The following is a 15,522-nucleotide window of genomic DNA, read 5'->3' on the forward strand; positions in this document are numbered from 1 at the left end:
CTCCTAGTCCAGGCGTCCGGGCGTCGGATAGCTGCGCAGCGACAGCCCTACCCGCCCGTCGTCCACGGCGTCGTCGATCGAGCCGCGCAGGGCCCCGCAAGTGGGGATGAACATCGAGTGCTCCCCTGCCGCAGCGAGTTGCGCGAACTCCGGGCAGGACCGTTCGGCGTCACCGAGCCATTGCACACTGGTGTGCGCTTCGCTGTACTTTTCGACGAGCACCGAATTTCCGCAGCGACGGCATTCGACGGGCAGCATTCAGCTCACCGCCCCGGCGGCGTGACGCGCCCCGATCCAGCCGAACACCATTGCGGGCCCGATCGTCGCACCCGCGCCGGCATAGTCGTTGCCCATCACCGATGCCGACGTGTTGCCGGTGGCATAGAGTCCCGGAATCGGGTCGCCGCCCCGGTTCAGTACCTGGCTGTGCTCATTGCACACCAGACCGCCCTTGGTTCCGAGGTCACCCGCCTCCATCCGCACCGCGTAGTACGGGGCCTTCTCCACCTCGTCGAGCGTCGGATTGGGCAGTCGTGGGTCTCCGTAGTAACGGTCGTAGGCGCTGTCACCGCGCCCGAAGTCGGAATCGACTCCCGCGCGGGCGAACCCGTTGAACCTGTCGATCTCGGCCGCGAAGGCGCCGGTCGGAACACCCATCTTCTCCGCGAGCGCCGCGATCGAATCGGCCCGCAGCATCAGCCCCGTGTCGAACCACTCGGCTGGGAACTTCTGGCCGGGCATCACACCGCCGAACTGGTAGCGGCTCTTGGCCTTCGAGTCGAACACGAACCAGACCGGGTCGTGCCTTCCGGCGATCTGGTCGTGGACGAACGACACGTACGGCGACGCCTCGTTGGTAAAGCGTCGACCGTTCTGATCGACGATGAGTGACGGCGGAATCGAGCGCTCCGACACCAGGACGTGCATGATGCCGTCGGGTCGCCGGAACGACGGCATCCACCAGGCGTCGTCCATCAGGTCGAGTGCGGCGCCCACCTGCTCACCGGCCATGATCCCGTCACCGGTGTTGTCGGGTGAGCCTGCGCTGTAGTTGTCCTTGCCGCCTTCACGCAGATATTTCTTCCGCAATTGCTCGTTCTGCTCGAATCCTCCGGTCGCCAGCAGCACGCCGCGGCGCGTCCGGATTTTCAGCTCACGCTTCCCGGCGTCGACCACCGCACCGGTGACGGCACCGGAGGCGTCCGTGACGAGGCTCTTCAGTGGGGAGTTGAGCCAGAGCGGAACGCCCGCCTCCTTCAGCGCGAGCCGTAAGCGGCCCACGAGCGCCTGCCCCAGTGTTTCCATTCGCCTGCGCCGCACCATGGCGACGACCGAGCGCCAACCGACACCGAGTGCGGTTCTGCGTCCGGCCCACGTCCGGAAGAACATGTTGAGGTGACGGAACTCCGTCGACGTCATGTACAGGCCACCGGGCATCGCCAACACGTTGGGACGTTGCAACTCGCGGTCGGAACCGAGCAGGTTCATGTCGAACGGCAGAGGCTCGACGGTACGACCCTCGGCGCGCCCACCCACGTTCTCGGGGTGGTAGTCGGAATAGTCCTTACACCAGGAGAACCGGAGATGAGAACTCGCCTGTTCCAGGAACCGCATCATCGCCGGGCCCTGTTCGATGTAGGCCTCGAGGCGTTCGGGCGGGACGCTGTCGCCGACGATCGAGTCCAGGTACCGCCGGACCTCGCCCGGATCATCGGTCATACCCTCGCGGAGCAGAACCGGCGAGTTGGGAATCCACAGGGCTCCGCCCGAGAGGGCCGTCGAACCGCCGTACACCGAGGCCTTTTCGACGACGAGGGTGTCGAGTCCCCGCCCGGCACCTGCGAGCGCGGCAGTCATGCCACCCGCGCCGCTGCCGATCACCAGAAGATCGACTTCCCGGTCCCATTCCTGCTCGTCTACGCTCATCGTGCACACCTTCCGAAGTGGTCTCGATCACACTCTGCCGGTGTCGATTCCGCTTTCCCACAACTCTTCCCGCGGAGCGGGAGGCGCATCCGACTATCCGGCGAAGAGTCCGAGTCCGCCGCGGTAGACCAGCAGCGGCGGTGCATCACGCAACGCGCGCAGGCCGGTGACACGCGCGACGACGATCGTGTGGTCGCCCGCATCGTGTTCGACTTCGACGGTGGCCTCCACCTGGGCGAGAGCGCCGTCCAGCGCGGGTGCACCGTTGTCGGCATACGACCACCCGACGTCGGCGAACTTGTCTCCCCCGCTGGTCGCGAAGGTTCGGCACACGTCGCGCTGGTCGTGGGCGAGCACATTGATGCAGACGCGTTCACTCGCTCGCAGGTGAGGCCAGCTCGTCGACGTGCGGGCCGGGCAGAACGACACGTACGGCGGTTCGAGCGACAACGAGACGAACGACTGGCAGGTGAAACCGTGCGGGCTCGTGCCGTCGTGGGCAGTGACGACGGTGACGCCGGTGCAGAAGTGCCCGAGCACGGACTTGAAATCGGACGGTGCGAAGCCGCGGACGACCGGTGGTGCCGGTTCCTCGGTTCGTGTCATCGTGCCTCCTACCAGTACGAGTCGACAGAGTTCGACGGGTTGCCTCCAGCCTGGACGGCGCCGCCGTCCGCCGGAACGGTCCGTCCCACCCAGCGGCAGGCTTTCGTAGGTCGGTGGTTGATAGGCTCCGGACATGCCTTCGTCCGACCCGCCACAGAGCTCTGGTTTCGCCGGCCTTCGGTCGACGAGTTGGCCGGTGCTCGGCATCTTGTCGTTCGGCGAGGAGCTGTCCGGATACGACCTCAAGAAGTGGGCGTCGTACAGCGTGCGCTTCTTCTACTGGAGCCCGTCGTTCAGTCAGGTTTACTCGGAACTCAAGAAGCTCGAGGAGCTGGGATACGTCACGTCGCGGACCGTCGTCGACGACGAGTCGCGCGTGAAACCCAAGCGGCTGTACAAGATCACGGACACCGGTATGGCCGTTATCCGCAGCTGGGCGCGCGAGGCCCCTATCGATCCGCCGGTGCTCAAGCACGGTGTGATGCTGCGGATGTGGCTCGGCCATCTCACCGAACCCGATCATCTCAAAGAAGCTCTCCGCGAGCACATCTCGTACGTGGAGGGCATGAGCAGACAGGCCGGGCTCGACGCCCGCGACTCCGAAGTCGAACCGACGTGGGCCTTCGCGCACATGGTCAACAAGTGGTCGGAGCGCTATTACGCAGCCGAGGGCGAACTCGCGAAACAGATGCTCGCCGACATCGACGAGGCCACCCGAAGGATCCGGGGCGAGGACACCCCGGAGCACCCCGGTGTTCCCAAACCCACTGAAACACATGCCATCCGCAGATCCCGCGCCGCCCTGCAGGAGTACCAGGCTGCCATGAAGGCGGCGCGGGGCGCAGAAGAGGCGGAGGGCTGACCCGACTCAGCCTCGAGTGTCGCCGTTTTCGGTGAAACGGGCAGTCCAGCGTTCGAGGGCGTCCTCGGTGGCTCCCCGTTGCAGGAGCCAGGTCCGCACTCCACCGGGTTCCGCGTCCCACGTGTCGAGAACACCCTGGATCGCCTCCGGAGGGGCGCCGACCAGGTCCCGGTTGGTGGGATGAACCCGCCCGAGTTCCGGCGCGAATCGGGTGATCCTCGCGAGCACCGCGTCCATGTGGTCGTTGGTCGCCGTGTAGTCGTCCACCACCTCCGCTGCGCCGACACCCGCAACACGCAGAAGCATTGCGACCGCGATGCCGGTCCGGTCCTTCCCGGCGGCACAGTGGAGGAGAATCGGGCCGGGTGCGGTGGCCGCCACGTCGAGGATCTCCGCCAGTTGTGCGCCGGCCCGGTCGAGCACCCTCAGGTAGAGATCGGCCAGACGGAAATTCGGGTCCGGCCGGGCGACCTCCCTGTCCGACATCAGCGCGATTCGGTGGACCACGGTGTCGGCCGAGTCGAACGGATGCGCGCGTGTCGCCTGTTCCCGGGGACTGCGCAAATCGACGACGGTCTGCACGGGCCACTCCGCCACGCCGGTCGGCGTTGCGTCGCCGTCGACCGGAAGTGCGCTGCGGTAGAGCACCCCGCTGCGGGTCTGCAGCCCGTCGTGGAGCGGCAAGCCACCGAGGTCACGCAGATTCGGTAGGGCGGCGGTCTCGGCGACGGTCATGTGAGCTTCTTCCGTAGATGGGAGGCGACGCGATCGAGGGTAACCACCACCACGAGAACGACGAGAACGATGGTGAGGACACTGCCGTATTCGAAGAGGCGGAGCTGCTGCGTCAGTTCCATTCCGATACCGCCCGCACCGACGATACCGAGAAGGGAGGCAGCGCGGACATTCCCGTCGAGCATGAGCAGCGTGTAGCTCGCGACGGTCGGTGTGCTCTGCGGCAGGAGGACCCAGCTGATGCGCTGCGCCCGGCTCGCCCCGGACGCCGCGGCAGCTTCCCACGCGCGCATGTCGGTCGTTTCGAAGATGTCGGCGAACAGACGTGCCATCCCGGCGGCCGAACCGATGATGATCGCCAGCGTTCCCGCGAGTGGGCCGAGCCCGACGGCCGAGACGAACAGCAACGCCCACATCAGCTCGGGAATAGCGCGCGTGAGGTTGATCGAGCTGCGAGCGACATGGTGAAGCCAGGCCTGGTCGAACACCGAGCGCGCCGCGAGCAGCGCCCACGGTATGGCGAAGAGCACTCCGACCGCGGTTCCGATGACGGCGATCGCCAGGGTCTCCCCCATCAGGGCAATCGCCGTGGGGAGGATGGCGAGGTCGGGCGGAAACATCCGTCCGACGAAATCGGCGATGTTGGGGATGCCGTCGAGCAGAGCGGCCACCGAGAATTCGGTGGCACCTGCCGCCCAGAGAAGGACGGTCAACACGATGACCACCCCGGCCGCGGTCTGCCAGGACGGTCTCCGCAGAGCCGCCAGGTCGGCCGTGCTTTCGACTGCCTCCGGCTTCGGTTCGGTATCGAGTGTCATCTCACTGCACCCCTACGGGAGAACGGGCCGGATCGGCGTAGAGGAGATTGAGGTCGGACGAGGACACGTCACACACCGGTCGGTCGAACACGAGGCGGCCCGCACGAAGCCCGATCAGGCGGTCGGCGACGTGCCTGGCCAGGTCGACGTCGTGCAGGTTCAGGACCGCGGTGAGCCGTTCGACGCGCGCGAGACGGACGATGTCGTCGACCACCCCGCGCGCGAGCACGGGATCGAGGTTCGCGACCGGTTCGTCCGCCAACAGCATGTCCGGCTGCTGGGCGAGGGCTCGCGCAATGGCGACCCGCTGCCGCTGTCCGCCCGACAGTGCATCGGCGCGTTTACGCAACTGCTCGCCGAGGCCGAGTCGCCGCACGCTCTCGACGGCGATCTCCCGGTCGCTCCGCCGAACGAAGTGCAGGAGGCTGGGCAACACCGGCTGATACGCGAGGCGCCCGATCAACGCGTTGGACAGCACTGTCGCGCGCTCGACGAGCTGAAACTCCTGGAACACCACACCGACCCGGGCATGTGCGCGACGTCTGGCTCGACCGCGCAGCGCGCTGCGGTCCTCGCCGTCGTGCAGAACACGGCCGTCCGTCGGAATCTCGAGCCCCGCCAGGCAACGCATCAGCGTCGACTTCCCGGCGCCGCTGCGGCCGAGGACCGCCACGATCTCACCGGCGTGAACCTGCAACGACACGGAGTGGAGGGCAGTCGTACCGTCCGGATACCGGTAGCTCACAGCGTCCGCCTCGAGTCGCGGAGGCATAACGACGTCGCTCATTTCCGCGACAACTCCTCGAGATCCACGCCGAGCTCGCTGGCGGCGTCCCGGAAGAGGTCGAAATCGGCGGCGGTCGCTTTTTCGAAGCTGGTGGCCTTCACCACGCCGAGCGCCGCCGCATTGTCGCCGTCGACGAAGGAGTCGACGATGCCCTGTTCGAGGGCCGGATCGAGGTCCTTGCGGGCGATGATGACCAGCGACACCGGGATCGGGTCGGATTCGGCGACCACCCGTTGCGTCGAACCGTCGATGACGCCCTTGTCCACCATCGTCTGATACGACGTTCGAGCGTCGGCGGCGCAGTCGACCGAGCCCTGCTTTACCGCGAGTTGGGCGGTGTCGTGGCCACCCGCATAACTGCCCTCGATATCGGTGTCCGGGTTGATGCCGGCCCGCTTCAGCAGGAGCTTCGGGATGTAGTTGCCGCTGGTCGATCCGGCGTCGACGAACGCGATCTTGCGTCCACGGAGATCGTCGATCGAGTCGATGCCGGTGTCCGTACGACACACGAACACCGAGCTGTACGCGGCGCCCTTGGCGACCACGAGAGGCGTGACACCGGCAACTGCCTCGGCGAGCGGTGTCGGGAACGGGCTGAATGCGGCCACATCGATCAGTCCCGAACGCATCGCCTCCACGATCGACAGGTAGTCACTGGTGGGCTTGACCTCGACGGGCTTACCCGAACCGGTGGCGATCAAGTCGGTGATCGGCGCGAACTTCGCCTGCAGGTCGGCGTTGGCCTCGGAGGGCGGTAGGCCCACCTTCAGAACCGCGGGTGCGCCGCCGTTCGCGGCCGAATCGCCGCACGCGGCGGCGCCACAAACGGTCAGAGCGCAGGTCGCTGCCGCCAGGGCTCGGCGCAGTCTCGGGCTGTTACTCACGGGAGGCCTCTCGAATCTGTCAATGGGGTAATCGAAGATTCATCTAGACAAGTAGACGTTCGCACCCAATGAGGTTTCGAGCAGATGAACCGTTTCACAACAGATAAATCGAGCGTCACACCGATCCCCTCCGCAAACCGAACTCATCTAGACTTCCGGCATGCCGAGCACTCTTCGTCGCAGCAAGGTCCCCCTCTACCGGCAGGTGCAGGAGGTGCTGGAGCGCCGGCTCGACGGCGGATCGCTTCGCCCGGGAGACAAGTTGCCACCTGAAACCGAACTTGCGGCCGAGCTCGGCGTCAACAGACTCACGGTGCGCCAGGCCATCGGTGAACTCACCAGGGCAGGCCGCGTCGTCGCACGGCAGGGCGCCGGAACATTCGTCGCTCAGCCGCCGCAACATTTTCCGATCGAGCTGACGCCCAGCTACATCAATGATCCGGATGGCATGAGCCACGCCTTCGCCGCGGTCGGGCGGCACGTCACCGAGTTCCTCGTCTCGAGTGAGGTGGTCCTCGGCGGCACCGCCCCCGAAGCCGAGGAGAATCTGCCCGGCTGCAGGCTCCGCCGCATCGACACTGTCCTCGCGGTGGACGGTGATCCCTGGTTCGTCAACGCTTACTGGTTGGACGACAAGCGCTTTCGCGGTATCACTCGCCTCCTCGGCGAGGGAACACCGATCTACTCGGTGTGGAACGACGCTTACAGAGTGCGCCTTCGGGCCGCGTGGCGTTCGTTCGGAGCCGGCTCGGCCACGCCGCGGGTCGCGGAGCTGCTCGACATTCCCACCGGCGCCGCCGTCGTCCTACGCGATGGGCTGAATCTCGACGAGGACGGCAAGGCCACCGTCTACATCAACCGGTCGTGCCGCAGCGACCGAGTGCGGTTCGTGGCCAATTACGTCGCGGAGACATAAATCTATTGCCGACAAAGGCCCCCGACTCGAGTTCAGGCGGAATGCCGGTCGGCGCGGCCTGCGCTCGGCGTCGCGGTCGCCATGTAGTTGCGCCAGGTTCCTTTGGCCGCCATGCGGATCGGAGCGGTCAGCCGGTGGTCGAGCTTGATCTGGCTGCTGGGTCCGCAGACGGAAATTGCCGCCACCACGTTGCCCTCGGTGCCCACGGGCACGGCAACACAGCTGACGCCCACGAGGTCCTCTTCCCGGTCGTACGCCGCTCCCCGTTCGCGCGTCTTCTGCAGCTCCGCGCGGAAGGCCGCAGGTGAGTCGATGCTGAACCGCGTGCTACGCGGCAACCCGGCGTCGACGACGCGGTCGACCACGTCCTCGGACGAATGGGCCAGCAGCACTTTGCCCACGCTCGTACAGTGCGCGGGCTGGCGGCCGCCCACCCGCGACGGAAGTCCGACCCCGAAGCGTCCGGCGATCTTCTCGAGATACACGACGTCGATGCCCTCGAGGATGGCGAAATGGACGGCATGGCCGGTGAGGCGGTGCAGTTCGTGCAGGAAGGGAAGCGCGGCACGGTGCAGTCGGTCCTGGTGCACGGCGAGCGAACCGAGCTCGAACAGTCGCATACCGAGTTCGTAGTCGCGACCTTCACGTCTCAGCCACCTCAGCTGCACCAGCCGCTCGAGCATCCTGTGCGCGGAGGAACGCGGCAGTCCCGTGCGGCGCACGATCTGGGCGAGGGTGAGCCGTCCCGGACCGTCGAAGGCGTCGAGGAGAAGAGCGGCCCGATCGAGGCCGGCGGTGGGGGTTGCGGGGCTGAGTGTCGTAGTCATGGGGACCTCCGTTGCGCCGCTGTGCTGGAGAACGACGCGTTGTGTGACTGGCGACACTTACTATAAATAGGCATATACCTATTTGCAATACGTCAGCCTGCCCGAACAGGCAAAAGGCCCGGTACCGCGTCAATCGACGCAGGTACCGGGCCTCGAACAGCCGCTACATGGCAGCCAGCGGTTCGCTTCCGGACCAGTCATGGCCCCAGTAGCTGTCGGCGGTGATCTCTTCGGCCGAGTAGTACTTCTCGTCCACCTTCATGCCCTCGGTGCCGAACTCGATGTCCCAGCCACCGGGGGCACGCACGTAGAACGACACCATCTTGTCGTTGGTGTGCCGGCCCAGCGTGGAGGAGACGGAGAACCCGTCCTTCACGACCCGGTCGAGGGCTTGTCCGACGGCGTCGAGTGTGTCGACCTCCACCATGATGTGCACCAGTCCCGGGGCGCCGCCGTGGGGTGCGGGGCACAGCGCCAGGCTGTGGTGCCGCTCGTTGACACCCATGAAGCGAACCCGCATCGGGCCGAACTCCGGCGGCGCCGGGATCCGGAAGGCGCCGCGGGGCAGGAACCCCAGCACGTCGGTGTAGAAGTCGAAGGCCCCATTGATGTCCATCACCGGCAGCACCACATGTCCGAGTCCCTGCGCGCCGGTCACGAACTTCGCGCCGAACGGGGTGACCACCGGAGAGTGATCGAGGACGGCGCCGTGGAAGATCTCGATCGTCGCCCCGGTCGGGTCCTGGAAGGTGACCACCTCTTCGACGCGGCGGGCGTCCGCTTCTTCCACCGACAGCGGCTTCACCGCGATCCCGGCGCCTTCGATCGCTTCCTGCACGCGCACCAGGCCCGCATGATCGCGGACCTCCCACCCGATGGTGACCACCTCGTCGGTGTCTCCCGGAACGATGACGATGCGGGCGGCACGCTCGTCCATGCGGAGATAGAGGGCATCCGTGTCCGGGCCCTTGCCCTCGGCGAAGCCGAGGACGTCGAACGCGAACGTGCGCCATCGTTCGAGGTCGTTGGTCTGGATCTTGACGTAACCCAGTCCCTTGATATCGGTCATAGTGTCTGTCCTTCTTCGTGTTTCGGTAACGCCGGTCAGATCATCGACTTAAGGTTGTCGGCGGGGTCGAGGCCGAGCGAGCTGAGCGCCGATGCGTGGTACACGGTGCTGGGGACATGAATGGCGTGAGCCAGCCCGGCGTGCGCGTCCCGCCAATACCGCTGCAGCGGCTTGTCCATGCGCAGAGCGTTACCGCCGGACCGCGCGAAGATCTGATCGACGGCGGTGACCGCCCGCCATGCGGCCCGGACCTGCGTTCGGCGACCGGCAGCTCGGTCCTCGAAGCTGACCTCCTTACCGGATTCGACCAGGTCCCAGATCTTGTCGACGTTCGCGAGGAGCTCCTGCCGCGCCGCATTGATGTCGGCCGCGGCTTCGCCGACGGCGAACAGCACGTAGGGGTCGTCCTTGATCGCGGTGCCCTGGGCCCCGACGCGGTCGCGCTGATAGTCGAGGTGCGCGGCGAGGGCGCCCTCCGCTATTCCCACGACGGCCGAGGAGATGCCGAGCGGGAACATCGTCGACCACGGCATGTTGTACAGCGTCTCGGTGCGGCCGAACTTCTGCACCGCCGTGCCGTTCATGACCTCGTCGGCGTCCATGACGCGGTAATCGGGGACGAAGGCGTTCCGGACGATGATGTCCTTGGAACCGGTACCCTTCAGCCCGACGACATTCCACGAATCCTCGACGATCTCGTAGTCACTGCGCGGAAGAATCATGTGCAGCATCTTCGGCGGCAACGCCATCGCGCCGTCCTTGTCGCCCAGCATGGCGCCCAGAAAAATCCAGTCGCAATGATCGGTGCCGGACGAGAACTGCCAGCGCCCGTTGAAGAGATAGCCACCGTCGACCGGCGTCGCGATGCCGGTGGGCGCGTACGGCGAGGCCATCCACGTGTCGGTGTCCCGACCCCACACCTCCTCCTGCACTTTCGGGTCGGCGAACGCCAGTTGCCACGGGTGGACGCCGACGATGCCGCACACCCAGCCCGTGGCGGGGTCGAGGGCGGCAGCGGCCATCACTGTTTCCGCGAACGCGCGTGGATGTGCCTCGAATCCGCCGTAATTCGCCGGTTGCAGAAGCTTGATCGGCCCGGCTTCGCGGAGCTTCTTCGCGGTGTCGTCGGGCAGCCGGCCGATACGCTCGGCCTCGGGAGCCTGGTCGCGGAGCTCATCCGCGATGGCCATGATGTTGTCGAGAACCTCGTAGGTCATCGTTCGTGTCCTTTGTCTGTGAGCCCGCTCAGGCGTGGGTGTCGAGCGGTACGACGCCGTTGGCGAGGTTGTCGGCAACCTCCGCCTCCCAGCTCTGCACCGCCCGGGTGGTGTCGATCTCGAACTCGAAGCGCTTGGTCATGTCTTCGGTGATGTCCTCGACATCCACGTAGAACTGCTGGTACCAGCGGCGCAGCTGATACACCGGCCCGTCTTCCTCCGACAGCAGCGGGTTGTCGATACGCGACTTGTTGAGCCAGATGTCGACGTCCTGCTTGAACCCGAGCTCGACGCCCTCGGCGAATTGGGCCGCCATGCCGTTGGCCATCTCGTCCGACAGGCCCTCGGGCTTCTTGACCATGGCGCCCCACTGCAGCACGAACGAGTTGGACGTCACCGGATAGTGGCAGTTGATGAGCACCGTCTCGATCATCATGCCGTTCGCCTCACTCCACAGCTTGTCGATCATGTAGGACGGGCCGAAGTACGACGCGTCCGAGCGCAGCGTGGAGTTGGGGTCGTCGTAGCTGGTGCCCACCGAGATGTCGTTGCGTGGCGTCGACCGCATGTACTGGGTGGCGACGTGCCCCTCGAACACATTCTTGAAGTAGCGCGGGAACGAGAAGTGGACGTAGTAGAAGTGCGCCATGTCGACCACGTTGTCGACGATCTCGCGACAGTGCGAACCCTCCACCAGCAACGAGTTCCAGGTCCAGTCGGTCCACTCCGAAGACCCGACGCCGTCGATCTCGGGGATCGTCACGTCGGCCGGCGGCGGGTTGCCCTGCGGGTCGTTCCAGACGTAGAGCTGCCCGTTGCGCTCGAGCGTGGTCCAGGCCCGGGTGCGTGCGAGAGGGGGAACGCGTCGTGCGTAGGGAATTCCCGTGCACTTGCCATTGCTGCCCCAGCGCCAGTCGTGGAACGGGCAGGCGATGGAGTCACCCTTGACGGTGCCCTGCGCGAGGTTGCCGCCCATGTGTCGGCAATACGCGTCCAGCACACTGAGGGTGCCGTCGGAGGTCTCGAACACCACCAGGGACGTGCCGAACGCATCGACCTGATGCGGGGCGCCGTCCCGGAACGTCTTGGCCAAACCCAGGCAATGCCATCCGCGCGCGAATCGCGTGGGGGCAGAACCTACCTCGATCATCCGAACTTCGTCACCGTCTACGGCACCATTGCGCACCATGTCTACCTCCGCCTCGCTGTACGTCAAGAACACCCTCGGGGTGTGGTGCAGCTCATAGTCGGCTCGTCGCGTCCGGTGCGGTACCCAGCTCTCCCACTGAGCGAGAATCTTTCGCAAAGAACCCGGTTCCCCTCCCGTTGACAGGGAACGCGGCCGTCGCGCGAGCCCAGCACGATTAGCGTGCACTTCACGCACACCCTCGACATCGGGAGGACCGATGGCCGCCGCCACCACGACACACACCCGCACAGCCTGGATTCGGCACCTCTGCGACGGCTCTCGCACCCCCGGCACAGCTCTTCCGCCGAGGGCCGTCGAGCAGGACTATGTCTTTCTGCACCCGGATCAGATGTGTGAGGACCTTCGCGTGCAGTCCCGGACGGACGGCACCGAGGTGCTGGTGCAGGGCCGGGATTCCGACGAGAGGCTCGTCGTCGAATTCTGGTCCAATGTCGTCGGTTCAGGGCCCGCCGACGCCGCAGCCGACCTACTCGAGCAACACTGTGCCGATCGGCATTTCGGAACCTTGCGCCGGTTCCGTACCCGTATTCGGCGAGAGATCACCACCGGCGCCCGGTATTCCGCCGCCGTGCAGCAGACCTACGTCCAGGACGGCACCCGAATGGTGGACGTCACCGTCACGTGCACGCTCGGCGGTGACGTGCTCGCTCAGGCCTGGGCCACCTACGCTCTTCCCGACTAACTTTGGTGCTTTCTCTCACGAAACAGTCAGCCGCGCAGGCAATTGCCTGCGCGGCTGACCATTGTCTCGGGAACTATCCCACCCGGTCGGCCAACCGAGTGCGAGACCGGCAGAAGTCGAAACCCCGAAATCCCTCGTCCGCAACTTCGGCCAAGATCTTGCCGTACGCACCGAAGCCGCCGATATACGGCATGAAGACGCGAGGCTTCCCCGGAATGTTCGCACCCATGTACCACGAATTGGCCAGGGGGAAGAGAGTGGCGGACGCCAGCTCCCGGCAATGCTCCACCCAACGGTCCGTAGCCGGGACGGTCGCCTCGATCGCGTCGTAGTCGTTCTCCCACAGGTGCTCGATGCAAGCCGCGATCCAGTCGATGTGCTGTTCGGCACCCAGCACCATGTTGGCCAGCACCGACGGGCTACCCGGGCCGGTCACGACGAACATGTTGGGAAACCCCGGAACACCGACTCCGAGATACGTCTTGGGCCCTTCGCTCCAGCACTCGGCGAGGGACACACCCGCCCGTCCCACAATGCGCATTCGATCGAGGGCGCCGGTCATGGCGTCGAAGCCGGTGGCGAACACCAGCGTGTCGAGGGTGTACTCGGTGTCGGTGGTGGTGATGCCCGACCGGGTGATGGACTCGATCGGTGTCTCTTTCAGATCGACCAGCGTCACATTCGGCCGGTTGTAGGTTTCGAAGTAGTGGGTGTCGGTGACGATGCGCTTGGTACCGATGGGGTGATCGTTCGGGATCAGCTTCTCGGCAATCGCCGGGTCGTCGACCAACCGGCGAATCTTCTGCTCGGCGAATTCGCGTGCGGTGGCGTTGGCGGCATCCGTCCTGGTTTGATCGGGAAAGGTTTTCGCGAACAGGACCCCACCCAGCTTCCAGCGCTCCTCGTAGGCGGCGCGGCGTTCCTCCTCGGACACCTCCAGCGCAGACTTCGGATGCGCGTTGTACGGCGAGCCGCCGCCACTCTCGCGGGAGAGCCTGCGACGTTCGGCGTAACCGGCCTTGATCGCGCGCCGCATCTCGTCGTCCCACGACATATTGCCCGCGGGAACGCTGTAGTTCGCGCTGCGCTGGAACACGTAGAGGTGGTCCGCCTGCTCGGCGATGAGCGGGATCGATTGGATCCCCGACGACCCGGTGCCGATCACCCCGACCTTCTTACCGGTGAAATCGACCCCCTCGTGCGGCCAGTGACCGGTGTGATGGGTGTCGCCCGAGAATGATTCGCGCCCGGGAATGTTCGGCATATTGGCGGTGGACAAGGCACCCGTCGCGAAGATGCAGTACCGGGCCGTCAGGACGTCGCCGCGGTCGGTGCGCACCTCCCACCGCAACGATTCCTCGTCCAGCTCGGCCGATGTCACCCGGGTCTCGAACAGGAAATGGTCCCTGAGGTCGAAACGGTCGGCGACGTGGTTGATGTACGCCAGGATTTCGGGTTGCGTGGCGTACTTCTCGCTCCAGTTCCACTCCTGCTCGAGCTCAGGGGAAAACGAGTACGAGTAGTCGACGCTCTCGACGTCGCAGCGGGCTCCGGGGTAGCGATTCCAGTACCAGGTTCCGCCCACACCCGCGGCCGCCTCGATACCCCGGACGGTCAGGCCGAGGCTCCGCAGTTTGTACACGGCGTACAGTCCGGCGAATCCGGCGCCGACGACCACCGCATCCACGGTGTCGATCCGGTTCGCACGAGCAGCATCTTCGGTGCGTGCACTCACGGGCGCGCTCCTCTCCCAGTCGATGGACATAGCCGGCAAAACGCCTGACTGGGACGGTAGGTGGAGACGGGCCGGGCGCCCCAGACCCGTTCCCGGTGAGCGGTCCCCACTCCTGGCCGACGCTGGGTGTACTCAGAATTCGATTCGGAGATGTTCGCTGACGGGTCGTGCCTGGCAGGCGAGAATGTAACCGTTCGCGATGTCTTCGGGATCGAGTATCGCGGCACTGTCCATCGAGACCTCTCCCTCGATCACGGTGCACGCGCACGAACCACATTCGCCCTCACGGCACGAATACGGGACTTCGAGCCCCTTGGACAGCATGACGTCGACCAGAGTGGCTGCGCGTGGCCAGCTGAGGTTATGGGTGTCGCCGTCGAGCTGCACCTCGACCGTGGCCGTCGCCCCCTCGTCACCGACCGGAATCTGCTCGACCTCGGGCGCGAACGGATCACCCGACAGCGAGGTGAACACCTCGGCGTGCACCTTGTTCCGCGGCATGCCGACGAGCGCGAGCGCCTCGTGAATTGCGCCCATGAACGGTCGTGGTCCGCACACATACGCCCGGCGGTCGTGCCACCGATCCGACAGACTCGCCAACTGCCGCGCAGTGGGCAGGCCCTGCACACTCTCGAGCCAGTGCACGACGGTGAGCCGATCGTCGTGGCGGGAGGCAAGCTCGCGCAGCTCCGCCGCGAAGATGATCGACCTCTCGTCCCGGTTCGCGTAGAAGAGCATGACCTTGCCGCTGCCCTGGCTCAACGCGGACTTCAGGATCGACATCACCGGGGTGATCCCACTGCCCGCGGCGAACAGGAGCACGTCCTCGTCGAGATCGACCGGCGTGAATGCCCCGGCCGGCGGGAGAACCTCGATTCGGTCACCGACGTCGACGTGATCGCACAGCCAGTGCGAACCGTAGCCGTCCGCGGTGCGCTTGACCGTGACCTTCGGGAGGTCATCGGTGAACGGCGAGCTGGCCAGCGAGTAGCACCTCGCCACCGAGCCGGATCGATCGCTCGGAATACGCAGCGTCAGAAACTGGCCGGGTTTGTAGGCGAATTCGTCTCGCCGTTCGGGCGGAACGTCGAATACCAACGATCGGGCCTCGGACGTTTCCTCCACCACAGCGGCGACGGTCACCACTACTGATCGTGAATTGCGCGGTGTTGTAACGGTCGTCATCGCGACGGTGCCCTCTCGGTATGGGAGTTCGATCCTGCCGAAACTAGTGGAGACCGGCGGCTA

At 65.8% G+C, this 15,522-nt stretch carries 16 protein-coding genes; 3 read left to right on the forward strand and 13 right to left on the reverse strand.

Features of this window, described 5'->3' with window-relative positions:
* Positions 1-3 precede the first annotated feature (3 nt).
* The 3 genes from HYG77_RS14570 to HYG77_RS14580 form a co-directional block, all read right to left on the reverse strand.
* Positions 4-258, reverse strand: a complete 255-nt coding sequence (locus tag HYG77_RS14570) for a hypothetical protein (protein ID WP_109325756.1) — start codon at positions 256-258, stop codon at positions 4-6.
* Positions 259-1,926, reverse strand: a complete 1,668-nt coding sequence (locus HYG77_RS14575) for an FAD-binding protein (protein ID WP_208963043.1) — start codon at positions 1,924-1,926, stop codon at positions 259-261.
* 93 nt (positions 1,927-2,019) lie between these two features.
* Positions 2,020-2,532: a flavin reductase family protein gene (locus tag HYG77_RS14580; protein ID WP_208963044.1), complete on the reverse strand. Its 513-nt coding sequence runs from the start codon at positions 2,530-2,532 to the stop codon at positions 2,020-2,022.
* Positions 2,533-2,665: 133 nt separating this feature from the next.
* Between HYG77_RS14580 and HYG77_RS14585 the strand changes: the two genes are divergently transcribed.
* Positions 2,666-3,394: a PadR family transcriptional regulator gene (locus HYG77_RS14585; RefSeq protein ID WP_208963045.1), complete on the forward strand. Its 729-nt coding sequence runs from the start codon at positions 2,666-2,668 to the stop codon at positions 3,392-3,394.
* Positions 3,395-3,400: 6 nt separating this feature from the next.
* Here the strand turns inward: HYG77_RS14585 and HYG77_RS14590 are convergent, their stop codons facing one another.
* From HYG77_RS14590 to HYG77_RS14605, 4 genes are read right to left on the reverse strand one after another with little or no spacing between them, the layout of a single operon-like run.
* Positions 3,401-4,129 carry a tyrosine-protein phosphatase gene (locus HYG77_RS14590; protein WP_208963046.1) on the reverse strand — a complete coding sequence of 243 codons (729 nt, stop codon included), beginning with the start codon at positions 4,127-4,129 and terminating at the stop codon, positions 3,401-3,403.
* Complete coding sequence (gene phnE, locus HYG77_RS14595; protein ID WP_208963047.1) at positions 4,126-4,947, reverse strand: phosphonate ABC transporter, permease protein PhnE; 822 nt, start codon at positions 4,945-4,947, stop codon at positions 4,126-4,128. The genes HYG77_RS14590 and phnE overlap by 4 nt, the downstream gene beginning before the upstream one ends.
* Position 4,948: 1 nt before the next feature.
* A complete protein-coding gene (gene phnC, locus HYG77_RS14600; protein WP_208963048.1) occupies positions 4,949-5,734 on the reverse strand; it encodes a phosphonate ABC transporter ATP-binding protein in 786 nt (261 codons plus the stop codon).
* Complete coding sequence (locus tag HYG77_RS14605) at positions 5,731-6,618, reverse strand: phosphate/phosphite/phosphonate ABC transporter substrate-binding protein (protein ID WP_208963049.1); 888 nt, start codon at positions 6,616-6,618, stop codon at positions 5,731-5,733. The genes phnC and HYG77_RS14605 overlap by 4 nt, the downstream gene beginning before the upstream one ends.
* Positions 6,619-6,778: 160 nt before the next feature.
* Between HYG77_RS14605 and HYG77_RS14610 the strand changes: the two genes are divergently transcribed.
* On the forward strand, positions 6,779-7,534 hold the full coding sequence (locus tag HYG77_RS14610; RefSeq protein ID WP_109325737.1) for a GntR family transcriptional regulator: 756 nt from the start codon (positions 6,779-6,781) through the stop codon (positions 7,532-7,534).
* A 32-nt stretch (positions 7,535-7,566) separates the two neighbouring features.
* Here HYG77_RS14610 and HYG77_RS14615 read toward each other — a convergent pair whose 3' ends face one another.
* From HYG77_RS14615 to HYG77_RS14630, 4 genes are all read right to left on the reverse strand, one after another.
* Complete coding sequence (locus tag HYG77_RS14615; RefSeq protein WP_109325736.1) at positions 7,567-8,361, reverse strand: IclR family transcriptional regulator; 795 nt, start codon at positions 8,359-8,361, stop codon at positions 7,567-7,569.
* Between the two features lie 163 nt (positions 8,362-8,524).
* Positions 8,525-9,430, reverse strand: coding sequence for a biphenyl-2,3-diol 1,2-dioxygenase (gene bphC, locus HYG77_RS14620; protein WP_208963050.1), 906 nt, complete (start codon positions 9,428-9,430; stop codon positions 8,525-8,527).
* Between the two features lie 35 nt (positions 9,431-9,465).
* Positions 9,466-10,647 carry an acyl-CoA dehydrogenase family protein gene (locus HYG77_RS14625; RefSeq protein ID WP_159918644.1) on the reverse strand — a complete coding sequence of 394 codons (1,182 nt, stop codon included), beginning with the start codon at positions 10,645-10,647 and terminating at the stop codon, positions 9,466-9,468.
* Positions 10,648-10,675: 28 nt separating this feature from the next.
* On the reverse strand, positions 10,676-11,836 hold the full coding sequence (locus HYG77_RS14630) for a Rieske 2Fe-2S domain-containing protein (protein ID WP_208963051.1): 1,161 nt from the start codon (positions 11,834-11,836) through the stop codon (positions 10,676-10,678).
* A gap of 217 nt (positions 11,837-12,053) precedes the next feature.
* Here HYG77_RS14630 and HYG77_RS14635 point away from each other — a divergent pair, with 217 nt between their 5' ends.
* Positions 12,054-12,539 (forward strand): hypothetical protein, encoded by a 486-nt coding sequence (locus HYG77_RS14635; protein ID WP_208963052.1) that lies wholly within the window; start codon positions 12,054-12,056, stop codon positions 12,537-12,539.
* Positions 12,540-12,612: 73 nt separating this feature from the next.
* On the opposite strand, the gene HYG77_RS14640 is transcribed toward HYG77_RS14635, so the two are convergent.
* Both HYG77_RS14640 and HYG77_RS14645 read right to left on the reverse strand, forming a co-directional pair.
* Positions 12,613-14,274: an NAD(P)/FAD-dependent oxidoreductase gene (locus tag HYG77_RS14640; protein ID WP_244461319.1), complete on the reverse strand. Its 1,662-nt coding sequence runs from the start codon at positions 14,272-14,274 to the stop codon at positions 12,613-12,615.
* A gap of 132 nt (positions 14,275-14,406) precedes the next feature.
* Positions 14,407-15,459 (reverse strand): ferredoxin--NADP reductase, encoded by a 1,053-nt coding sequence (locus HYG77_RS14645; RefSeq protein WP_208963054.1) that lies wholly within the window; start codon positions 15,457-15,459, stop codon positions 14,407-14,409.
* Positions 15,460-15,522: the final 63 nt, after the last annotated feature.

It is taken from the genome of Rhodococcus sp. ZPP, from assembly GCF_017656075.1.
In the GTDB taxonomy this organism is placed as follows: domain Bacteria; phylum Actinomycetota; class Actinomycetes; order Mycobacteriales; family Mycobacteriaceae; genus Rhodococcus_F; species Rhodococcus_F oxybenzonivorans.